This window comes from Pseudomonas sp. TE24901, assembly GCF_054058375.1.
Genome location: NZ_JBSSAF010000015.1, coordinates 1 through 22,403, shown reverse-complemented (window position 1 = coordinate 22,403; position 22,403 = coordinate 1). Strand labels below are relative to the sequence as shown.

The window sequence follows — 22,403 nt, the reverse complement described above, 5'->3', positions numbered from 1 at the left end:
AGGCGGGTAATGGGCGACAGGAGTGTTTGATTGATCTCAGGAGAAACGGTCCATGACCAAGTCCTATGGTATTGCGGGTGCGGTGGCGGCTTTTCTGGGCCGCAGGTTGACCTTGCGGGGTCGAAGGTTGAGTTCCGATGAAGTGGAATTGCTGGCGCAGTACCGGGCGCTCACCGAGAACGATCAGGTGGCGATGCGCTACCTGATTGGGGCGATGAAGAGTGTTTCGCGGTTCTAAACACCTGTAGGAACTGGCTGTTGTGGCGAGCAAGCTTGCTTGCGCTGGAGTGCGAAGCGCTCCCAAGATTTTGGGGCCGCTGCGCAGCCCAGCGGGAGCAAGCTCCCTCGCCACAAGAGTCCGATCCCCTTGAATCAGGTGTACTTACGCGCCTCTGGCGCCGGCGGGAAGTACTGATACAACCAGGTCTCGCTCAAGGTGCGGTCCTGGGTACGGATGAACAGCCGAAGTTCCACCGGCTCCACGCTGTCGCTGGTCGGGTACCAGTCGAACAGGATGCGGTAGCCCTTGATGTTGTCGAGCACCAGCACGCTGAAATCCTTTACCTGGCCATGGGAGCAGGTCACCACCGGCTTGATCCCGGTGCCGGCCGGCAGGCGGTCGAGGCCGCCACCCTTGAAGTCCACGGCAAAACGACGTGCCCACACCTCAGGGTAGTGCTCGCCCGGTGCCCAACCTTCGGTAAAACCACCCATGCCGGAACGGGTCGCATCGACCTGTGCCAGCGGCGTGCTGACCGGCGGCAGGGCGCTCCAGTACAGTTTGTAGCCGTAGTTCAGCGAATCACCGGCAGCCACTGGCGTTTTCGGGGTCCAGAAGGCCACGATGTTATCCAGGGTTTCGCCAGTCGTCGGGATTTCCAGCAGGTCAATCGAGCCTTCACCCCACGCCGTCGTCGGTTCTACCCACAGGCTTGGACGCTTGCTGTACCAGTCCACGGTGTCCTGGTAGCTGGCGAACTCATGGTCGGTCTGCACCAGGCCGAAGCCTTTCGGGTCTTTGTCGGCAAAGGCGTTGAACTGCAATTTGGCCGGGTTGTTCAACGGGCGGCAGATCCACTCGCCGTTGCCGCGCCACATGGCCAGACGGTCGGAGTCGTGGATCTGCGGGTGGATGGTGTCGCACATGCGGCGCTCGTGGGTGCCACAGCTGAACATACTGGTCATCGGCGCGATGCCCAGTTGTTCGATGGCGGTACGCGCGTTGATGTGCGCGTCGATGGCCATCACCACCTGGCTGGCCTGGCAGTCGATGTCGAAGCGGTAGGCACCGGTGGCGCTTGGCGAGTCGAGCAAGGCGTAGACCACAAAACGGGTTGCGTCCTTGTCCGGGGTTTCGAACCAGAATTGCGTGAAGTCGGGGAATTCCTCGCGTTTTTTCGCGTAGGTGTCGATGGCCAGGCCACGGGCAGAAAGGCCGTATTGGCCGGTGGAATCCACGGCGCGGAAGTAGCTGGCGCCCAGAAACGACAGCACGTCATGACGGTCCAGCTCAGGCGCCTTGAACAGCTTGAAGCCGGAAAAACCCAGGTCGCCCGTCAGTTGTTTGGTGTCGACGGTGGTTTTTTCATAGTTGAACAGCGACGGGCGGAAATGCACCTCGCGGGCTTCGCGGGTCTTGGGGTCGACGCTGTGCATGCGCACCGGCGTCTTGAAGCCCATGCCGACGTGGAAAAACTGCACGTCCAGTTGGCCGTTCAATTCCTTCCACAGCGAGTGCTTGCCGTCGTAGCCGATGGCGTTGAAGTTCTGCGGGGTCATGGTCGCCAGGGTCGGCGGCAGCACCTGTTTGGTGTCTTTGTAAGGCGTGCCGGCCAGTTGCTTGGCCTGGGCCTTGAGCGATTCAAAATCGAAAGCGATGGCCTTGCCGTCGGCGGCACGGTTGCCGGCCCAGGCTTGCGCAGCGAGCAGGCCGCTGGCCGATAAACCGGTGTAAGCCGCAATGGCCATGGACGCTTTGAGCAAATTCCTGCGGTGCATAGAGACAACCTGTCGTGAGCAAATCCTGCGCCGTTCCTGGCACGTACTGGATCAGAAATTACGGTTCGGACATGCCTTCGACCAAACGCAACGAACAATAAACAGACGCCGGATAGCTTAAGCGGTTCGATGACGTAGGAAAAATGATTGATAGCGGGGTGATGGCGCTGCAAGTGCGACAAGACATTTCCAATTGTCAGGCAGCCCTGTAGTGAGTGGGCTTGCCCCGCGCTGGGCTGCGGAGCAGCCCTAACCAGATCACCGCATGCCTTCAGGTATTTCGCGGCGCCTGGATTTGGGGCCGCTTCGCCGCCCAGCGCGGGGCAAGCCCGCTCACTACACGTCCTCAGCTGACCTCACCCACAGCCCGGTAAGCCTCATCAATCGCCGCATGGGCATACGCACTCCACGCTGCATCCGAGTTGGCGATGCTTACATGCCCCAGCGGTTTTTTCGCCAGTTTCATCCACGCTTCAGTCTGATCCGCATCGTCATACAAACTGTTGGAGAAGCTCGCATAACCGTGTGACCAGCGGTTGACAGTGATCGCCAGAATATCCCGCTCATGGTTGAACCCGCCCGGGCCCAGCATGCGCTGCAACTGGTCTCGCAGCTGTGCCTCCAGTTGCTCGAACGTCTGCCCATACAACTTGCCCCGCCCGGCGCGGGCCTGGTCGCGGGCGTTCATGCCGCTGTTGGGGCTGGTGGGCACGTAAACCATGTGCAAGCCGATCGGCTGCGTCGGGTCGCGCGGGTGGTCGTAGCCGCCCATGCTCACCGGGTAATCCAGCTTGATCCGGCTGTAGGGCTGGGTCGCCGCGTAAATCTCATGCACCCCCAGTGTCTGGAATGACTGCCAATTGCGGATCACCACCTTGGTGTACACCAGCGGGTATTTCACGTTCTGGCTCAGGGCGTGGGCCTGGGGCGCCGGCAAATCCTTGAGCAGGTAGGGGATCATCATGTTGTAGCAGGCCAGGATGCAGCGTTTGCCGCGCACCTGTGCGAGTTGTCCGCCACGGCTGTAGCCGATATGCACGCCGTCGCCGACGTTGCGCACGCTGACGGCGGTGCTGTTCAAACGTAGCCGCACGGCGGCCTTGGGCTGGTCCAGCTTGGCGTAGTCAAAGGCCGCCAGCACGATATCGTCCATGGTGTGCCCCGGCGCCACGCCCGGGATCAAGTCTCGCACCAGCAGCCGCGCCACCGACGCATTGCCATCCGGGAAGTGGTAGATGTAGGGCTCTTCCATTTCCGCAGCGGCTTCTTCGCTGATCGGCGCCAGGTTCATCCCGGCAAAGCCTGGGAAGCCCACGTTATAAGCGTCAGCCGACGCCACGGCATCAATGCTCAGGGCCATGAAGTCGTTGGTACGGCTCTGGAAGTACTTCACCGCGCCCTCCGACAAACCCACGTTTTTCAGCAGGAAATCCCGGTAGCTGGTGGCGGCGAGGTAGCGGGCCTTTTCTTCGGCAGTCTTGCCCGGCAGGTAATCCTTGGGCGCCGTGTGCAGTTCGATCAAGGCTTGGCGATCAGCCTGCGGCAACGGGAAGTCATTGATGAAGTCGCCGATGGCGCGCGCGTTGAGTTGGTCCGGCGCGATATCGTCGGCCACCATCGGCGTGGGGTCGCCGGTCACCAGTTTGTCTTCGCCGAAGTTTTCCTTGTCGAAGAACACCCCGCGCGACAGCCCCAGGCCCGGGTAGAACGGGCGGTCGAAGGCGGTTTCGAAGCGCTTGATGTTCACCCCGAGTTTTTTCAGCAGGCCATTCACCTGCTTGCTGTACAGATGGTTAGGCGACTGGAACGCCTCGCTGCCGCCGTAGCCGATGATCGTGCGGCCACCGGCCTGGAATTCATTACGCTTGGCGTGGCCGCCGAAGTCGTCGTGGTTTTCCAGGATCAGGACCTTCGCCTTGGGGTGCTTCTCGCGGTAGAACCACGCCGCCGACAAACCGCTCAAGCCGCCGCCGACCACCACCAGGTCATAGTCCTCGGTGATCGGCAGTTTCTCGGTATCGAACACCTTCTTTTCCCAGCCCATCTGGTGCGCCACTTCGAATGAGCCGACATGGCTGCCGCGCAGGCCGGTGAGGGCGGGAGGGTAGTAGCGTCCATCGGGCGCGGCTTGCAAGAGCTGCAGCGGGGTCATGCCAGCGGCAACGGTAATGGCGACGCCGTTGAGGAAGTCGCGGCGGGTGATATCCATGGGGAAGAACCTGAATTTTATTGTTATGAGAAGAGACTTGTGGGAACCGGGCTTTTTGTGGGAACGGGCTTGCTCGCGAAAGCGGTCTGTCAGTCACCGTCATTATCGACTGACCCACCGCATTCGCGAGCAAGCCCGCTCCCACACAAGCCCGCCCGTAAAGGGAGTGGCGGGGTCAGTGCTTGAACATCACATGGCGAACGGTGGTGTAGTCCTCCAGCCCGTACATGGACATGTCTTTGCCATAGCCCGACAGTTTCTGACCGCCGTGAGGCATTTCGCTGACGAGCATGAAGTGGGTATTCACCCAGGTGCAGCCGTATTGCAGGCGTGCGGCCAAGCGGTGGGCGCGGCCGACATCGGCGGTCCAGACGGATGACGCCAGGCCGTAGTCCGAATCGTTGGCCCAGCCGAGCACCTGTGCTTCGTCATTGAACTTGGTCACCGACACCACTGGCCCGAACACTTCGCGACGCACGATTTCGTCGTCCTGCTGCGCATCGGCCAACACCGTGGGTTCAAAGAAGAAGCCATTGCCTTCCACCGCCTTGCCCCCGGTGACCAGGCGAATGTGCGGCTGCGCCACGGCGCGCTCGACAAAGCCGGCCACGCGGTCGCGGTGTTGCGCGGTGATCAGCGGGCCCAGTTCGGTGGCCGGGTCATCCTGCAAGCCGTACTGGATGCTGGCGACCGCCGCGCCGAGCTTCTCGACGAACGCATCATAGATATCCGCCTGGGCATAGATGCGGCACGCTGCGGTGCAATCCTGCCCCGCGTTGTAGAAACCGAAGGTGCGAATACCTTCCACGGCGGCGTCGATGTCCGCGTCGTTGAAGATGATCACCGGCGCCTTGCCGCCCAGTTCCATGTGCATGCGCTTCACGCTGTCAGCGGTGCTGGAGATGATGTTCGCACCGGTGGCGATGGAGCCGGTCAGCGACACCATGCGCACTTTCGGGTGGTTCACCAGCGGGCTGCCCACGGTTGGCCCACGGCCGAAGACCAGGTTGAGTACACCGGCCGGGAAGATATCAGCGGCCAACTCGACCATGCGCAGCGCGGTCAGCGGGGTTTGCTCCGACGGCTTGAGCACCACGGTATTACCGGCGGCGAGGGCCGGGGCGATTTTCCAGGCGACCATCATCAGTGGGTAGTTCCACGGCGCAATGGAGGCGATCACGCCCACCGGGTCGCGGCGGATCATCGAGGTATGCCCCGGCAGGTATTCGCCACCGGCCGAGCCACTCATGCAACGGCTGGCGCCGGCGAAGAAGCGGAACACGTCGGCAATGGCCGGGATCTCATCGTTCAGCGCGGCGCTGTAGGGCTTGCCGCAGTTGTCCGATTCCAGCTTGGCCAGCTCTTCGCCGTGGGCTTCGATCACGTCCGCCAGTTTCAGCAGCAGCAGCGAACGGTCCTTGGGTGCGGTTTGCGACCAGCTTTCAAACGCTGCATCGGCGGCGCGCACGGCGGCGTCGACCTGGGCTTCGCTGGCTTCGTTGATTTCCACCAGTACACGGCCGAGTGCCGGGTTGAAGACGGCTTGGGCCGGGCCTTCGCCTGCGACCAGTTGGCCGTTGATCAGTAATTTGGTTTGCATGGTTCAGCTCTCCTCTGAGCGACTGTTCTTTTCCTGGGGAAACCGGGTCAACTGTGGGAGCTGGCTTGCCTGCGATAGCGGTGGGTCAGTCGATACCGCAATCGCAGGCAAGCCAGCTCCCACATTGACCGTGTTTCAACAGTGGCTATGTGTTGTCCGTTATTTACCGCCACTCCCCGCCACGCTTTCACCGCCGCGTGTCAGGTAATAGGCACCGAGAATCGGGAACATCGTGACCAGCATCACCAGCATTGCCACCACGTTGGTCACCGGCACGTCCCGTGGGCGGCTCAGCTGGTTGAGCAGCCACAGCGGCAAGGTGCGCTCGTGGCCGGCGGTGAAGGTGGTGACGATGATTTCGTCGAACGACAGCGCAAAGGCGAGCATGCCGCCGGCCAGCAGTGCCGAGCCCAGGTTGGGCATGATGATGTAGCGGAAGGTCTGCCAGCCGTCGGCGCCCAAGTCCATCGAGGCTTCGATCAGGCTGTGGGAGGTACGGCGCAAACGCGCGATCACGTTGTTGTAGACGATCACCACGCAGAAGGTCGCGTGGCCGACGATGATGGTGAACATCCCGGGCTCGATGCCCAGCGTCTTGAACGTTGCCAGCAGCGCGATACCGGTGATGATCCCCGGCAATGCAATCGGCAGGATCAGCATCAACGACACGCCTTGCTTGCCGAAGAACTCACGGCGATACAACGCCGCCGAGGCCAGCGTGCCGAGCACCATGGCGATCAACGTGGCAATGGCCGCGATCTGCAGCGACAACTTGATCGCGTCCAGCACGTCCGGCCGGGCGAAGGCCACGCTGAACCACTTCAGGGTGAAGCCCTGGGGCGGAAAGCTGAACGCGGCTTCTTCGGTGTTGAAGGCGTAGAGGAAGATGATCAGGATCGGGAAGTGCAAAAACACCAAGCCGCCCCAGGCTGCGATCTTCAGACCCAGCGAAGATTTCTCAGAGTGCATCGAAGGCCCCCAGGCGTTTGACAATGGAGAGGTAAACCGCGATCAGCACGATGGGCACCAATGTGAACGCCGCGGCCATGGGCATGTTGCCGATGGCGCCTTGCTGGGCGTACACCATGCCGCCGACGAAGTAACCCGGTGGGCCGACCAGTTGCGGCACGATGAAGTCGCCCAACGTCAGCGAGAAGGTGAAGATCGAGCCGGCCGCAATCCCCGGCACCGACAGCGGCAGAATCACCTGCATGAAGGTCTGGCGCGGCTTGGCGCCGAGGTCCGCCGACGCTTGCAACAGTGAAGGCGGCAAACGCTCCAGCGAGGCCTGGATCGGCAGGATCATGAACGGCAGCCAGATGTAGACGAACACCATGAAGCGTCCCAGGTGCGAGGTGCTCAAGGTGCTGCCGCCCACACCGGGAATGCCCAGCACGAACTGCAACACCGGCTCCAGGCCCAGGTGCTGCACAAACCACTGCGCCACGCCGCCCTTGGCCAGCAGCAAGGTCCAGGCGTAGGCCTTGACGATGTAGCTGGCCCACATCGGCATCATCACTGCGATGTAGAAAAACGCCTTGGTCTTGCCCGTGGTGTAGCGCGCCATGTAGTAGGCAATCGGGAACGCGACGATGGCGCTGGCGATGGACACCACGATCGCCATGCTCAAGGTGCGCACGATGATGTCGAAGTTCGACGGCTGGAACAGCGCGGCGAAGTTGGCCAGGGTCAAGTCCGGCGTGACCGCCATGGTGAAGTCGTCGAAGGTGTAGAAGCCTTGCCACAGCAGGGTCAGCAACGAGCCCAGGTAGATGGCGCCGAACCAGATCAGCGGTGGCACCAGCAACATCGCCAGGTACAGGTTGGGCTTGCGGTACAGCAGGTTGGAAAACCTGCGCATCGGCGGTTGGGAAAGGGCCAGGCTCATGTCACACCTCGCCTGCGCTGTCGGTCAGGGGCGTCATCGCTTCCCGTGCCCAGCGTGCGGTGATGGGCTGGCCCACCTGGTAACCGCTGCTGGTATCGAGCCATTGGTTGTTGGCCTGGCTGATGTTCAGGGCCTGGCCGTTTTCCAGCTTGAGTTCATAGCGGGTGGCGCTGCCCTGGTACTGGATGTCATGCAGCAGGCCGCTGACCTCCACTTCACCGGTGCCCAGCGCACCTTCGGCAAAACGCACGTGTTCCGGGCGGATCGAGAACGCTTGTGCGTTGCCGCTGAGGCGTTGCGCCAATTCGCCGCGAATCACGTTAGAGGTGCCGACGAACTCGGCCACGAACGAGGTGGCGGGTTTCATGTAGAGGTTGCGCGGGGTGTCGACCTGCTCGATGCGGCCCTTGTTGAACACGGCCACGCGGTCAGACATCGACAGCGCTTCGGTCTGGTCGTGGGTCACGAAAATAAAGGTGATACCGAGCTGGCGCTGCAGCTTTTTCAGCTCGCTCTGCATCTGCTCGCGCAGCTTGAGGTCGAGGGCGCCCAGGGGCTCGTCAAGCAACAGCACCCGTGGGCGATTGACCAAGGCGCGGGCCAGGGCGACCCGTTGGCGCTGACCACCGGAAAGCTGCACCGGCTTGCGGTCACCGTAGCCGCCGAGGGCGACCATGGCGAGGGCTTCTTCGGCACGGTTCACGCGCTCGGTCTTGCCGATACCCTTGACCTTGAGGCCGTAGGCCACGTTGTCGCGCACATTCATGTGGGGGAACAGCGCGTAATCCTGGAACACGGTGTTCACGTCACGCTGGTACGGCGGCAAGCCTGCGGCTTCCTCGCCATGAATACGGATCGAGCCTGCGCTCGGCTGCTCAAAACCGGCAATCAGGCGCAGGCAAGTGGTCTTGCCGGAGCCGGAAGGGCCGAGCATGGAAAAGAACTCGCCGTCCTGGATATCGATGGAAACCCGGTCAACGGCCTTCACTTCGCCGAACTGACGGGAAACGTGGGTGAATTGGACTGCAAGCGTCATGGTGCGGTGCTCCAAAAAGGCGCGGGTCGTCGCAGCGGCCCGGCCTGGACTTCTGAAAAATAAACGCGGTACTGAATCTGACTCGGTCCAACTGTGGGAGCGGGCTTGCTCGCGAATGCGGTGGATCAGTTACAGATGTGTTGACTGACACACCGCTTTCGCGAGCAAGCCCGCTCCCACATTTTGTCCTGCGTTGTCAGGCAGGCTTAGCGGCCGCCCATGATCGCGATGTAATCCTGGGTCCAGCGGCTGTACGGCACGAACTTGCCGCCTTCAGCCTGCGGGGTTTTCCAGAAGGCGATCTTGTCGAACTGGTCGAAACCGTTGGTCTTGCAGCCTTCGGCGCCCAGCAGCTCGCTTTCCTTGCAGGCCGCCGGTACGGCTGGCAACGAGCCGAACCAGGCCGCGACGTCGCCCTGGACCTTCGGCTGCAGTGACCAGTCCATCCACTTGTAGGCGCAGTTCGGGTGCTTGGCGTCGGTGTGCAGCATGGTGGTGTCCGCCCAGCCAGTGGCGCCTTCCTTCGGAATGGTCGAGGCAATCGGCTGTTTCTCGTTGACCAGGCCGTTGACCTGATACGGCCAGGCGCTGGAGGCCACCACGCCTTCGTTCTTGAAGTCGCTCATTTGCACGGTGGTGTCGTGCCAGTAGCGATGGATCAGCGGTTGCTGGGCACGCAACAGTTCAAGCACGGCCTTGTACTGGGTTTCGGTCAGCTCATAAGGGTTCTGGATGCCCAGCTCCGGCTTGGTGCTCTTGAGGTAGAGCGCCGCATCGGCGATGTAGATCGGGCCGTCATAGGCTTGCACGCGACCTTTATTAGGCTTGCCGTCCGGCAGGTTCTGCGCGTCGAAAATCACACTCCAGCTGGTGGGCGCGGTCTTGAACACATTGGTGTTGTACATCAATACGTTCGGGCCCCACTGGTACGGGGTGCCGTAGGTCTGCTGGCCGACCACGTACCACGGCGCATCCTTGAGGCGCGGGTCGATGTTCTTCCAGTTGGGGATCAGCGACGTGTTGATCGGCTGCACACGTTTGCCACCGATCAAGCGCAGCGATGCATCGCCCGACGCGGTGACCAGGTCATAGCCGCCCTTGGCCATCAGGCTGACCATTTCGTCAGAGGTGGCGGCGGTTTTCACATTGACCTTGCAACCGGTTTCCTTCTCGAAACCGGTGACCCAGTCGTAGGCCTTGTCGCTGTCGCCGCGTTCGATGTAGCCGGGCCAGGCGACGATATCCAATTGGCCTTCGCCGGCGCCGACCGCTTTGAGCGGTTCGGCGGCCTGGAGGCTGGCGCTGGCCAGCAGCGCGGTGGTCAGGGCACTGAGCAGTGCGGTCTTGTGCGCAGACATGGGGATTCCCTCTTCTTTAATTATGGTCGGGGCAGTGTGTGAAGCCGTAACGCATGAGCTTAGTTGTTGTTTTAAAGATGCTGGCCGTGGCGGGCCATGATGTGCCGCACCACGCTGTAGTCCTGTAGCGAATCGCTGGACAGATCTTTCCCGTACCCCGAGCGCTTCAAGCCGCCGTGGGGCATTTCGCTGACCAGCATGAAATGGCTGTTGATCCAGGTGCAGCCGTATTGCAGGCGTGCGGCCACTTGCATGGCCTTGTCCAGGTTCTGGGTCCACACCGACGAGGCCAGGCCGTATTCGGAGTCGTTGGCCCAGTCCACGGCTTGTTCCAGCTCGTCGAAGCGGGTCACGGTGACCACCGGGCCGAACACTTCGCGTTGCACGATTTCATCGTGCTGCTTGCAACCGGCCAGCAGGGTCGGCTGGTAGTAGAAGCCCGCGCCGGAATGCACGGCGGCGCCGGTGATGCGTTCGATATGCGGCTGGCCGAGGGCGCGTTCGACAAAACTGGCCACGCGGTCGCGCTGGCGTGTGCTGATCAGCGGGCCCAGTTCGTTGTCGGTGTCGCGTTTGCCGGCAAAGCGCAGGCTGCTCACGGCGGCGCCGAGTTCGGCGACCAGCTTGTCGTGGATGCCGGCCTGGGCGTAGATGCGGCACGCGGCGGTGCAATCCTGGCCCGCGTTGTAATAACCGTAGGCGCGCACACCCTCGACCACGGCTTGCAGGTCGGCGTCGTTGCACACGATCACTGGGGCCTTGCCGCCCAGTTCCAGGTGCGTGCGTTTAAGGGTTTTGGACGCGGCTTGCAGGATCTTCTGCCCGGTGACGATATCGCCGGTCAGCGAGACCATGCGCACTTTGGCGTGGCTCACCAGATGGCTGCCGACGCCTTCGCCGCCGCCACACAGAATATTGATCACGCCACGCGGCAGCAGCTCTTTAAGTGCGGGGGCTAATGCCAGGATCGACAGCGGCGTATGTTCTGACGGCTTGAACACCAGGGTATTGCCGGCCGCTAGGGCAGGCGCGATCTTCCATGCGGCCATCATCAACGGGTAGTTCCATGGCGCAATCGACGCCACCACCCCGATGGGATCGCGGCGCACCATGCTGGTGTAGCCCGGCAGGTATTCGCCGCTCAGTTGCCCGGTCTGGCAGCGCACGGCGCCGGCGAAAAAACGGAACACGTCGACAGTGGCGCTCAAGTCATCCTGGCGCGCCAGGTGCAACGGCTTGCCGCAGTTCAGGGATTCCAGGCGGGCTAAATAGTCGGCTTGTTTTTCGATGGCGTCGGCAATGCCGAGCAGGATGTTCGAGCGTTGCTGGGGCGTGGTGCGTGACCAGCCGGCAAAGGCGCTGTGGGCGGCGAGGATCGCGGTTTCCACCTGTTCGGTGCTGGCTTCGGCGATCTGGGTGAGGACTTCACCGGTGGCCGGGTTGAGGATCGGCTCGGCAAAGCCCTGGCCCTGGACCAGTTCGCCGTCGATCAGCAACGCAGTGAGCAGCGGGGTGGGCGCGCCGGACATTTTTCGCGATCTCTTTTCTTGTATGGCCATGGGCGTTCTCTTACGAGCGCTTGACCTTTCTCTTATGGGATAAGTAGAGACTAGAGGTCAGGCGCGAGGTCAACAAATACTAAATACTGAATGCAGCATTCGATTAAATAGATGGCTTGCGCGGGTGCGGCTGTTCGCGGGCCACCGTCAGGAACGGGTCCACCAGCGCCGGCCGCGCAGTACCACGGCGCCAGGCCAGGCCCACGTCGAGGGTCTGGCTGAGGTCGGCAATCGGTCGGGCTTCGATGATGTCGCCCTCCAGCGACCACGGGCGGTAAGTCATGTCCGGCTGGATCGACACGCCAAGCCCTGCGGCCACCAGGCTTCGCACGGCTTCGGTGGAGGCGGTGCGCAGCGTGACGCGGGGCTGCAGGCCGGCGCCGGCCCACATGCGCTGAGCGTTGTGGCCCATCTCATCGACGTTCAACTGGATCAGTGGCTCGCGGGCGACGTCGGCCAGGTTGATGCTGTCGTGCTCCAGCAGCGGGTGCTGCGCCGGCAACCACAGGCGGTGGGGCGAATGGGTGAGCACTTCGGTCTGCAGGGCGTGGCGGTCTTCGAGGTTGGAGAGGATCAGCACGCCCACGTCGATTTCACCGCTGACCAGCAAATGCTCGATATACGGGCGTTCGTCCTCCATCACGCGGATTTCCACGTTGGGGTAGGCGCGCTGGAAGCGGGTGAGCAGATCGGCCAGGTAATAACCGGCCACCAGGCTGGTCACGCCGATGATCAACTGCCCGGCCACCTGGTCGGTGCTCTGTTGCAGGCTGCGCTTGGCGTTGTCGACGGTGGCGAGGATCAAGTGCGCCTGACGCAGGAATTGGTGACCCTGGTGGGTCAGGGTCATGCCCTTGGCGTGGCGGTTGAACAGGTTGACGCCGATTTCCTGCTCCAGTTGCTGGATCGCCAGGGTCAGGGTGGACTGGGAAATGAATGCGGTCTGCGCGGCGGCGGAGATCGAGCCGGTCTCGGCCACGGCGATAAAGTGCCGGATTTGACGCAAGGTCATCATGCTGGAATTACCAGTGGGGTATTTTTATAGATTTGTTCGAGTGTATATCGTTTTAATCGAAAGGCTGTGGCGTTACATCTGGAAGCACTCTAGATCGAGGGTTTTTGGCACTTGGTTTTACGCTGGGGGCCTATTAGTCCTACGTACCCAAGTGCCTGGAGGTTCCTTATGAATACCCGTGGATTGCTCGATCAGTTGCTCAAATCCGGTCAGGACATGCTGCAGAAAAAGGCCGGCGACTCGCGTAAGCAGGAGGATAAAGGCGCCCTTGGCGGCTTGCTCGGCGGTGGCGGGCTGGGCAGCCTGCTCGGCGGCGCCGGTGGGGGAGCCCTGGCGGCGGGTGCCATGGGCCTGTTGCTGGGCAATAAAAAAGCCCGCAAGTTTGGCGGAAAAGCCCTGACTTACGGCGGGCTGGCAGCACTGGGCGTGATTGCCTACAAGGCTTATGGCAACTGGCAGGCGCAGCAGGCGAATGCACCGAAGGGCGAGCCGCAGACGGTCGATCGCCTGCCACCGGCCCAGGTCGAGCAGCACAGCCAGGCGATCCTCAAGGCACTGGTGGCGGCAGCCAAGGCCGACGGTCATGTGGATGAGCGTGAACGTGCGCTGATCGAAGGTGAGTTCACCAAGCTGGACAACGACCGCGAGCTGCAAGGCTGGCTGCATGCCGAGCTGAACAAACCCCTGGACCCGGCCGACGTGGCGCGGGCGGCGGGCACCCCGGAAATGGCGGCCGAGATGTACATCGCCAGCGTGATGCTAGTGGATGAGGAAAACTTCATGGAAAAAGCCTACCTCGACGAGCTGGCGCGCCAGCTGAGGCTGGAGCCAGGTTTGAAGCTGGAGCTGGAAAAACAGGTGCGCCTAAACCAATAATCGCTGGCTTCACGCCGATCAAATTGTGGGAGCGGGCTTGCTCGCGAATACGGTTTATCAGTCACCTCTCTGCTGACTGATCCACCCCATTCGCGAGCAAGCCCGCTCCCACATTTGCTTTCTGTGATCGCTACATCAAAACCCATTGATAAATGAGGGCTTCTGCTCAGCTATACTCCCCGGCATTTGATCGGCCCTTCGAGGAATTACTGTGAAGAACTGGACCTTGCGCCAACGGATCTTGGCAAGCTTTGCGGTCATTATCGCCATCATGCTGTTAATGGTTGTGGTCTCCTATTCACGGTTGCTGAAGATTGAAGCCAGTGAAGTCGCGGTACGTGACGATGCCGTACCGGGCGTTTACCTGAGTTCGATGATCCGCAGCGCCTGGGTCGACAGCTACCTGCAGACCCTGGAATTGCTCGGCCTGCGTGACGACAAAGGCCTGACCGACGCGGACAAGGCCGACTTCAAGTCGTTTGAAGGTCGCATCCTGACGCAGATGGCCAACTACCAGAAAACCATCAACGGCCGCGAAGACCAGGCCGAGTTCGATAAATTCGAAACCCTGCACCAGGCCTACAACAAGAGCCTGGCTGTGGTGCTCGACAGTCTGCAGCGCAATGACCTCGCCGCTGCGCGCAAGGAGTTCAACACCACCCTGACGCCCGCCTGGACGGCAGGGCGCATGAAGCTCAATGACATCATTACGGAAAACAAGGACGTCGCCGACCGCGCGACCACTGCCATCGACGACGCCGTCGAGGCCGCCAAGGTCAGCATGTTCGTGTCGCTGGCATTCGCTGTCGTTGCTGCCGGCCTCTGCGGCCTGCTGTTGATGCGCGCGATCATGGCGCCGATGCAGCGCATCGTGTCGATCCTGGGCACCATGCGTGACGGTGACCTGAGCAAGCGCTTGAACCTGGAGCGCAAGGACGAGTTCAACGCGGTGGAAACCGGCTTCAACGACATGATGACCGAGCTGACCGCCCTGGTGTCCCAGGCCCAGCGCTCCTCGGTGCAGGTGACCACCTCGGTCACCGAGATTGCCGCCACCTCCAAGCAGCAACAGGCCACCGCCACCGAAACCGCTGCCACCACCACCGAAATCGGTGCCACGTCCCGCGAGATTGCCGCCACGTCCAAGGACCTGGTACGCACCATGACCGAAGTGTCCACCGCCGCCGACCAGGCTTCGGTGGCCGCCGGTTCCGGCCAGCAAGGCCTGGCCCGCATGGAAGAAACCATGCACTCGGTGATGGGCGCCGCCGACCTGGTGAACGCCAAGCTGGCGATCCTCAATGAGAAGGCCGGCAACATCAACCAGGTGGTGGTGACCATCGTCAAGGTGGCCGACCAGACCAACCTGCTGTCCCTCAATGCGGCCATCGAGGCCGAGAAGGCCGGTGAGTACGGTCGCGGCTTTGCCGTGGTGGCCACCGAAGTGCGGCGCCTGGCCGACCAGACCGCCGTGGCCACCTACGACATTGAACAGATGGTGCGCGAGATCCAGTCGGCGGTGTCGGCGGGCGTGATGGGCATGGACAAGTTCTCCGAAGAAGTGCGTCGCGGCATGTTCGAGGTGCAGCAAGTGGGCGAGCAGCTGTCGCAGATCATCCATCAGGTCCAGGCGCTGGCGCCGCGGGTGTTGATGGTCAACGAGGGCATGCAGGCCCAGGCCACCGGTGCCGAGCAGATCAACCACGCGCTGGTGCAGTTGGGCGATGCCAGCAGCCAGACCGTGGAGTCGCTGCGCCAGGCCAGCTTTGCCATTGATGAACTGAGCCAGGTTGCGGTCGGTCTGCGCAGCGGCGTGTCGCGTTTCAAAGTCTGATGAGCGACCTCGCGGCTAAACGCGGCGCCGTCCCGGCAGCGAAAAAGGCGTTGTACCTGGTGTTTCGGATCGGCCAGGAGCGCTATGCCCTCAAGGCCACGGAAGTGGCCGAGGTATTGCCGCGCCTGCCCCTCAAGCCCATCGCCCATGCGCCGGTGTGGGTGGCGGGGATCTTTGCCCACCGGGGCGTGCTGGTGCCGGTCATCGACCTCAGCGCCCTCACGTTCGGTGCGGCCGCCCAGGCTCGCACCAGCACGCGCCTGGTGCTGGTCAACTATCAGCCGCAACCGTGGCTCGAAGCCCGCTGGCTGGGGCTGATCCTGGAGCAAGCCACCGACACCCTGCGTTGCGACCCCGCCGAGTTCCAGCCCTATGGCCTGGATAACCCGCAGGCGCCGTACCTGGGGCCGGTGCGCGAAGATGCCCAGGGCCTGATGCAGTGGATCGGCGTGAACGACTTGTTGAACGACGATGTACGCACCCTGCTGTTTTCTGCCGAGCTGAGTCTATGAGCAGCGACCCGCGCATTTCGGCCTACCTCAAGGAGCGCATCGGCCTGGACGTGGCCTCGGTGGGCGAAGCCATCATCGACCGTGCGGTGCGCCAGCGCAGCCAGGCCCTGCAGACGCAGACGGCCGACCAGTACTGGCAACACCTGCAAAGCTCCCATGACGAGCAGCAAGCGCTGATCGAAGCGGTGATCGTCCCCGAGACCTGGTTCTTTCGTTACCCCGAATCGTTTGCCACCCTGGCCCGGCTCGCGGTGGCGCGCCTGGCCGAGATCAAGCAGATGCGCGCCTTGCGCATTTTGAGCCTGCCCTGTTCCACCGGCGAAGAACCCTATTCGATAGCCATGGCGTTGCTGGATGCCGGGATGGCGCCGCACCAATTCAAGGTGCTGGGCCTGGACGTGAGCCCGCTGTCGGTGGAACGCGCCCGTCGCGGGGTGTACGGCAAGAACTCGTTTCGCGGCGGCGATATCGGCTTTCGTGAGCGCCACTTCACCGAACAGGCCGACGGCTATCGTATCGATGATCGCGTGCGCGAGCAGGTGCGCCTGCAAGTCGGCAACCTGCTCGACCCGGCCCTGCTGGCCAATGAGCCCACCTACGACTTTGTGTTCTGCCGCAACCTGCTGATCTATTTCGACCAGCCGACCCAGAAGCAAGTGTTCGACGTGCTCAAGGGCCTGACCCATGTGGACGGCGTGCTGTTCATCGGCCCGGCCGAGGGCAGCCTGCTGGGGCGCCACGGCATGCGCTCGATTGGCGTGCCGCAGTCCTTCGCGTTCAGCCGGCATGCGGAGCCGGTCAAGGCCGAGCCGGTGTTCGTGCCGATGCCCGCGCCGGTGCCGCAGCGCAGTGCGGCGCCGATTCCGCCCAAGCCGCGACCGTTCAGCCTTGTCCCGCCCGCCGTGACGCCGATCAAAACCGCGCAAACCGATGCGGGTCACTTGCTCAGCCAGATCGCCACCCTGGCCAACGAAGGCAAAAGTGCCGAGGCCCGTGCGGCCTGCGAACAGTATTTAAGCAACCACCCGCCCGCCGCCCAGGTGTTCTACTGGCTGGGGCTGCTCAGCGATGTGGCCGGCAGCGCCCTGGAAGCCCAGGGGTATTACCGAAAAGCCTTGTACCTGGAACCCCAGCACCCGCAAGCCTTGATGCACCTGGCCGCGTTGCTTGAATCCCAGGGCGACAGTGCGGGGGCGCGCCGGCTGCAGGCGCGGGCCGCCCGTAGCGAGCGAGCTGACAGTGAGTCCAAACGATGAGTAGCCCCGACGCGCTCGATACCGCAGGCCTGGACCTGACCCTGGCCGACACCCAAGCCATCGACGACTGCTGGAACCGCATCGGCATCCACGGTGACAAGTCCTGCCCCTTGCTGGCGGAGCACATTCACTGCCGCAACTGCGCGGTGTATTCGGCGGCGGCCACGCGCCTGCTGGACCGTTATGCCCTGCAACAGGACGACCGTCGCCCCCAGGCTGAGGCCGAAGTGGCCACGGATGTGGTCACCCGTTCCCTGTTGATGTTCCGCCTCGGCGAGGAGTGGCTGGGTATCGCCACCCGCTGCCTGGTGGAAGTGGCGCCGTTGCAGCCGATTCACTCCCTGCCGCACCAACGCTCCCGTGCCTTGCTCGGCGTGGCCAACGTGCGGGGTGCGCTGGTGGCGTGCCTGTCGCTGGTGGAATTGCTTGGCCTGGACAGCACCAGCCCTGGCACCACGGGCGGGCGCGTCATGCCGCGCATGCTGATCATCGCCGCACAGGATGGCCCGGTGGTGGTGCCGGTGGACGAAGTCGACGGTATCCATGCCATCGACGAGCGCACATTAAAAGCCGCGTCGGCCTCGGGCACCCAGGCCAGTGCGCGTTACACCCAAGGTGTGTTGCAGTGGAAAGGCCGCAGCCTGCGTTGGCTGGATGAGGCGCAATTGTTGTCCGCCGTGACCCGGAGCCTCACATGACCCCCGACCAGATGCGCGATGCCTCGCTGCTGGAACTGTTCAGCCTGGAAGCCGATGCGCAGACCCAGGTGTTGAGCGCGGGCCTGCTGGCCCTGGAACGCAACCCCACCCAGGCCGACCAGCTTGAGGCCTGCATGCGTGCGGCGCACTCGCTCAAGGGCGCGGCGCGGATCGTCGGGGTGGACGCCGGGGTCAGCGTGGCCCACGTGATGGAGGATTGCCTGGTCAGTGCCCAGGAGAGCCGCCTGTACCTGCAACCCGAACATATTGATGCGTTGCTGCAAGGCACCGACCTGCTGATGCGCATCGCCACGCCCGGCAACGACGTGGGGTCGGCGGACATTGAAGCCTATGTTGCGCTGATGGAGCGCTTGCTCGATCCATCCCAGGCGCCGGTGCAAACCGTTGCACCACCGCCGCCCGAGCCCGCGCCGGTCTCGCCGCCTGTTGTTGAGGAACTGCCAGCGGAGCCAGAACCGGCGCCGCCGGTCAGCAGCGAGCCGCCGCGTCAGAACAAGCGCATGACCGAAGGCGGTGAGCGCGTGTTGCGAGTGACCGCCGAGCGCCTGAACAGCCTGTTGGATCTGTCCAGCAAGTCCCTGGTGGAAACCCAGCGGCTCAAGCCTTACCTGGCCAGCATGCAGCGCCTCAAGCGTATCCAGAGCCAGGGCGTGCGCGCCCTCGACACCCTGGATGGCCAGCTCAAGACGCTGGACCTGAACCTGGAAGCCCAGGAAGCCCTGGCCGATACCCGTCGGTTGTTGAGCGAGGCCCAGGCGTTGCTCGCGGAAAAAACCGCCGAGCTGGATGAGTTCGGCTGGCAGGCCGGGCAACGCGCCCAGGTGCTCTACGACACCGCGCTGGCCTGTCGTATGCGCCCGTTTGCCGATGTGCTGGCCGGGCAGGTACGCATGGTGCGGGACCTCGGCCGCAGCCTGGGCAAGCAAGTGCGCCTGGAGATCGAGGGCGAAAAGACCCAGGTCGACCGCGATGTGCTGGAAAAGCTCGAAGCGCCGCTGACCCATTTGCTGCGCAATGCCGTCGACCATGGCATCGAAACCCCCGAACAACGGATACTGGCGGGCAAGCCGGCGGAAGGCCTGATTCGTCTGCGCGCCTCCCACCAGGCCGGTTTGCTGGTGCTGGAGTTGAGCGACGATGGCAATGGTGTCGACCTTGAGCGCTTGCGCGGCACCATCGTCGACCGGCACCTGTCGCCGCTGGAAACGGCGCTGCGCCTGAGCGAAGAGGAACTGCTGACGTTCCTGTTCCTGCCGGGCTTCAGCCTGCGTGACAAAGTCACCGAAGTGTCCGGGCGTGGCGTGGGCCTGGATGCGGTGCAGCATATGGTCCGCCAGTTGCGCGGTGCCGTGGTGCTGGAGCAGACGGCAGGGCAGGGCAGCCGCTTCCACCTGGAGGTGCCGCTGACCTTGTCGGTGGTGCGCAGCCTGGTGGTGGAAGTCGGCGAAGAAGCCTATGCCTTCCCGCTGGCGCACATCGAACGTATGTGCGACCTGGCGCCCGATGACATTGTGCAACTGGAAGGCCGCCAGCACTTCTGGCACGAGGGCCGGCATGTCGGCCTGGTTGCCGCCAGCCAGTTGTTGCAGCGCCCGGCGGGGCAGAGCAATGAAGAAACGCTCAAGGTGGTGGTGATCCGTGAGCGCGACGCGGTGTATGGCATTGCCGTGGAGCGCTTTATCGGCGAACGCACGTTGGTGGTGTTGCCGCTGGATGATCGCCTGGGCAAGGTCCAGGATATTTCTGCCGGGGCGTTGCTGGACGACGGCTCGGTGGTGTTGATCGTCGACGTTGAAGACATGCTGCGTTCGGTGGACAAACTGCTCAACACCGGGCGCCTGGAACGCATCGCCCGGCGCAGCCAGCAGGCCACTGAGGCGCCGCGCAAACGCGTGCTGGTGGTGGATGACTCGCTGACCGTGCGTGAGCTGCAACGCAAATTGTTACTTAATCGTGGTTATGAAGTGGCCGTTGCGGTCGATGGCATGGACGGCTGGAACGCGTTGCGCTCCGAAGACTTCGACCTGCTCATCACTGACATTGATATGCCTCGTATGGACGGTATTGAATTGGTCACACTCCTGCGCCGTGACAGTCGCCTGCAATCGTTGCCGGTGATGGTGGTGTCGTACAAGGATCGCGAAGAAGACCGGCGCCGTGGACTGGATGCCGGCGCGGACTATTATCTAGCCAAGGCCAGTTTCCACGATGACGCCCTGCTGGACGCCGTGGTCGAGCTGATTGGAGGTGCCCGGGCATGAGGATTGCGATCGTCAATGACATGCCCCTGGCGGTGGAGGCGTTGCGCCGTGCCCTGAGTTTCGAGCCCGCGCATCAAGTCGTCTGGGTGGCCAGCAATGGCCTTGAAGCCGTGCAGCGTTGCGCCGAGCTGACCCCGGACCTGATCCTGATGGACCTGATCATGCCGGTGATGGATGGCGTCGAGGCCACCCGGCAGATCATGGCCGAGACACCGTGCGCGATTCTGTTGGTGACTGTCGACCGCCAGGCCAATATGAGCCGGGTATTCGAGGCCATGGGCCACGGCGCGCTGGATGTGGTGGACACCCCCGCGCTCGGCGTGGGCAACCCCAAGGATGCGGCGGCGCCGTTGCTGCGCAAAATCCTCAATATTGGCTGGCTGATCGGTCAGCGTGGCAGCCGCGTGCGCGCCGAAACTGCGCCCCAACGCACCGCCAGCAAACGCCAGAGCCTGGTGGCCATTGGTTCTTCGGCGGGCGGCCCGGCTGCCCTGGAAATCCTGCTCAAGGGTTTGCCACGGGACTTTTCGGCCGCCATTGTGCTGGTGCAGCATGTGGACCAGGTGTTCGCTGCGGGCATGGCCGAGTGGCTGGGCAGCGCCTCCGGCCTGCCGGTACGCCTGGCCCGCGAAGGCGAACCGCCGCAAAGCGGCGTGGTGTTGCTGGCCGGCACCAACCATCATATTCGCCTGTTGAAAAATGGCACGCTAGCCTATACCGCAGAGCCGGTGAACGAGATTTACCGGCCGTCCATCGACGTGTTTTTCGAGAGCGTCGCCAGCCACTGGGACGGTGACGCCGTCGGTGTACTGCTGACGGGCATGGGCCGCGACGGCGCCCAGGGCCTCAAGTTGTTGCGTGAACAAGGATATTTGACCATCGCCCAGGATCAGCAGAGCTCGGCGGTGTATGGCATGCCCAAAGCGGCGGCGGCGATTGATGCTGCTGTTGAAATTCGCCCACTGGATAGAATTGCGCCCCGACTGATGGAGGTCTTTGCAAAATGATCGCGACCTCCCGCAGTGCTGGCTTGCTGGTAGTAATTCAGGTGACTGCACATGAATGATTTACAGATCGACGACATCAAGACCGACGAAAACGCCGCCATGGTGTTGCTGGTCGATGACCAGGCCATGATCGGCGAAGCCGTGCGGCGTGGCCTGGCCCACGAAGAAAACATCGACTTCCACTTCTGCGCCGACCCGCACCAGGCGATTGCCCAGGCGATCCGCATCAAGCCGACCGTGATCCTCCAAGACCTGGTGATGCCCGGCCTGGACGGCCTGACGCTGGTGCGCGAGTACCGCAACCACCCTGCCACGGCCAATATCCCGATCATCGTGCTGTCCACCAAGGAAGACCCGCTGATCAAGAGCGCGGCGTTCTCGGCCGGGGCCAACGACTACCTGGTGAAGTTACCGGACAACATCGAGCTGGTGGCGCGCATCCGCTATCACTCGCGCTCCTACATGACCCTGTTGCAGCGCGACGCGGCCTACCGTGCGCTGCGGGTCAGCCAGCAGCAACTGCTCGACACCAACCTGGTGCTGCAACGCCTGATGAACTCCGATGGCCTGACCGGGCTGTCCAACCGTCGCCACTTCGACGAATACCTGGAGCTGGAGTGGCGCCGTGCCATGCGTGACCAGACCCAGTTGTCGCTGCTGATGATCGACGTGGACTTCTTCAAGACCTACAACGACAGTTTTGGGCATGTCGAAGGTGATGAAGCGTTGCGCAAGGTCGCGGCGACCATCCGCGAAGCCAGCAGCCGGCCTTCGGATCTGCCGGCGCGTTATGGTGGTGAAGAGTTTGCGTTGGTATTGCCGAATACCTCGCCGGGTGGTGCGCGTTTGGTGGCTGAGAAGCTGCGCATGGCGGTGGCGGCGCTGAAAATCCCGCACATTGCCCCGGCGGAAGGCTCCAGCCTGACCATCAGCATTGGCTTGTCGACGGTGACCCCGCAGCAGGGGACCGATTGCCGGCAACTGATCATGGCGGCGGACAAGGGGCTGTATACGGCCAAGCATAATGGGCGTAATCAGGTGGGGATTGAGTAGGGCTGTGTACATATCCGTTATTTAGGTAACGGCTACTTATGGTTCCGCTCTTACAGCGGGTCACTTTTGGAAAAGAGCCCCAAAAGTAACCAAAAGGGCTCTTGCCCCAACACTCGGCACCTCGCTCAGGCTCGGTGTGCCCTCACTCCGGCTTTGGAGCGTGGGCCGCCGCGATGGGCCATCCTTGGCCCAGCGCGGCTAACCCGGCGTCCTGCCGGGTTA

Annotated in this window: 18 protein-coding genes; 9 read left to right on the top strand and 9 right to left on the bottom strand. The window is 62.8% G+C overall.

Going from position 1 to position 22,403, the window contains the following annotated elements; genetic code table 11:
* Positions 1–52 precede the first annotated feature (52 nt).
* Positions 53–238: a hypothetical protein gene (locus tag ACVWVP_RS25390; protein ID WP_178921242.1), complete on the top strand. Its 186-nt coding sequence runs from the start codon at positions 53–55 to the stop codon at positions 236–238.
* A 134-nt stretch (positions 239–372) separates the two neighbouring features.
* Here the strand turns inward: ACVWVP_RS25390 and ACVWVP_RS25385 are convergent, their stop codons facing one another.
* From ACVWVP_RS25385 to ACVWVP_RS25345, 9 genes are all read right to left on the bottom strand, one after another.
* On the bottom strand, positions 373–1,998 hold the full coding sequence (locus tag ACVWVP_RS25385; RefSeq protein ID WP_457408686.1) for a glucan biosynthesis protein D: 1,626 nt from the start codon (positions 1,996–1,998) through the stop codon (positions 373–375).
* A gap of 346 nt (positions 1,999–2,344) precedes the next feature.
* Positions 2,345–4,207: a flavin monoamine oxidase family protein gene (locus ACVWVP_RS25380; RefSeq protein ID WP_259171825.1), complete on the bottom strand. Its 1,863-nt coding sequence runs from the start codon at positions 4,205–4,207 to the stop codon at positions 2,345–2,347.
* A 175-nt stretch (positions 4,208–4,382) separates the two neighbouring features.
* Complete coding sequence (locus ACVWVP_RS25375) at positions 4,383–5,807, bottom strand: gamma-aminobutyraldehyde dehydrogenase (protein ID WP_178925762.1); 1,425 nt, start codon at positions 5,805–5,807, stop codon at positions 4,383–4,385.
* A 159-nt stretch (positions 5,808–5,966) separates the two neighbouring features.
* Positions 5,967–6,776, bottom strand: a complete 810-nt coding sequence (locus ACVWVP_RS25370) for an ABC transporter permease (protein WP_176994802.1) — start codon at positions 6,774–6,776, stop codon at positions 5,967–5,969.
* On the bottom strand, positions 6,766–7,695 hold the full coding sequence (locus ACVWVP_RS25365) for an ABC transporter permease (RefSeq protein WP_178925761.1): 930 nt from the start codon (positions 7,693–7,695) through the stop codon (positions 6,766–6,768). Before ACVWVP_RS25365 ends, ACVWVP_RS25370 begins: the two co-directional genes overlap by 11 nt.
* A gap of 1 nt (position 7,696) precedes the next feature.
* Positions 7,697–8,731: an ABC transporter ATP-binding protein gene (locus ACVWVP_RS25360; protein WP_457408683.1), complete on the bottom strand. Its 1,035-nt coding sequence runs from the start codon at positions 8,729–8,731 to the stop codon at positions 7,697–7,699.
* Positions 8,732–8,937: 206 nt separating this feature from the next.
* Positions 8,938–10,089, bottom strand: a complete 1,152-nt coding sequence (gene ydcS, locus ACVWVP_RS25355; RefSeq protein WP_457408681.1) for a putative ABC transporter substrate-binding protein YdcS — start codon at positions 10,087–10,089, stop codon at positions 8,938–8,940.
* Between the two features lie 71 nt (positions 10,090–10,160).
* Positions 10,161–11,618 (bottom strand): gamma-aminobutyraldehyde dehydrogenase, encoded by a 1,458-nt coding sequence (locus ACVWVP_RS25350; protein WP_457408678.1) that lies wholly within the window; start codon positions 11,616–11,618, stop codon positions 10,161–10,163.
* A gap of 133 nt (positions 11,619–11,751) precedes the next feature.
* Positions 11,752–12,663 (bottom strand): LysR family transcriptional regulator, encoded by a 912-nt coding sequence (locus ACVWVP_RS25345; protein WP_101267138.1) that lies wholly within the window; start codon positions 12,661–12,663, stop codon positions 11,752–11,754.
* A gap of 168 nt (positions 12,664–12,831) precedes the next feature.
* On the opposite strand from ACVWVP_RS25345, the gene ACVWVP_RS25340 reads away from it, so the two are divergent.
* The 8 genes from ACVWVP_RS25340 to ACVWVP_RS25305 all read left to right on the top strand — a co-directional run bounded on the left by ACVWVP_RS25340 (position 12,832) and on the right by ACVWVP_RS25305 (position 22,181).
* Complete coding sequence (locus tag ACVWVP_RS25340; protein WP_178925757.1) at positions 12,832–13,539, top strand: tellurite resistance TerB family protein; 708 nt, start codon at positions 12,832–12,834, stop codon at positions 13,537–13,539.
* A gap of 211 nt (positions 13,540–13,750) precedes the next feature.
* The gene (locus ACVWVP_RS25335; protein ID WP_178925756.1) at positions 13,751–15,373 is read left to right on the top strand and encodes a methyl-accepting chemotaxis protein; all 1,623 of its coding nucleotides are present in this window, start codon (positions 13,751–13,753) and stop codon (positions 15,371–15,373) included.
* Positions 15,373–15,885, top strand: a complete 513-nt coding sequence (locus ACVWVP_RS25330) for a chemotaxis protein CheW (RefSeq protein ID WP_176994795.1) — start codon at positions 15,373–15,375, stop codon at positions 15,883–15,885. The genes ACVWVP_RS25335 and ACVWVP_RS25330 overlap by 1 nt, the downstream gene beginning before the upstream one ends.
* Positions 15,882–17,141, top strand: a complete 1,260-nt coding sequence (locus ACVWVP_RS25325) for a CheR family methyltransferase (protein ID WP_457408674.1) — start codon at positions 15,882–15,884, stop codon at positions 17,139–17,141. The genes ACVWVP_RS25330 and ACVWVP_RS25325 overlap by 4 nt, the downstream gene beginning before the upstream one ends.
* Complete coding sequence (locus tag ACVWVP_RS25320) at positions 17,138–17,839, top strand: chemotaxis protein CheW (protein ID WP_176994793.1); 702 nt, start codon at positions 17,138–17,140, stop codon at positions 17,837–17,839. Before ACVWVP_RS25325 ends, ACVWVP_RS25320 begins: the two co-directional genes overlap by 4 nt.
* Positions 17,836–20,121 (top strand): hybrid sensor histidine kinase/response regulator, encoded by a 2,286-nt coding sequence (locus ACVWVP_RS25315; RefSeq protein WP_178925752.1) that lies wholly within the window; start codon positions 17,836–17,838, stop codon positions 20,119–20,121. Before ACVWVP_RS25320 ends, ACVWVP_RS25315 begins: the two co-directional genes overlap by 4 nt.
* Positions 20,118–21,128: a chemotaxis-specific protein-glutamate methyltransferase CheB gene (cheB, locus tag ACVWVP_RS25310; protein ID WP_457408672.1), complete on the top strand. Its 1,011-nt coding sequence runs from the start codon at positions 20,118–20,120 to the stop codon at positions 21,126–21,128. The genes ACVWVP_RS25315 and cheB overlap by 4 nt, the downstream gene beginning before the upstream one ends.
* Positions 21,129–21,179: 51 nt before the next feature.
* The gene (locus ACVWVP_RS25305) at positions 21,180–22,181 is read left to right on the top strand and encodes a response regulator (RefSeq protein WP_176994790.1); all 1,002 of its coding nucleotides are present in this window, start codon (positions 21,180–21,182) and stop codon (positions 22,179–22,181) included.
* The last annotated feature ends 222 nt before the right edge of the window (positions 22,182–22,403 follow it).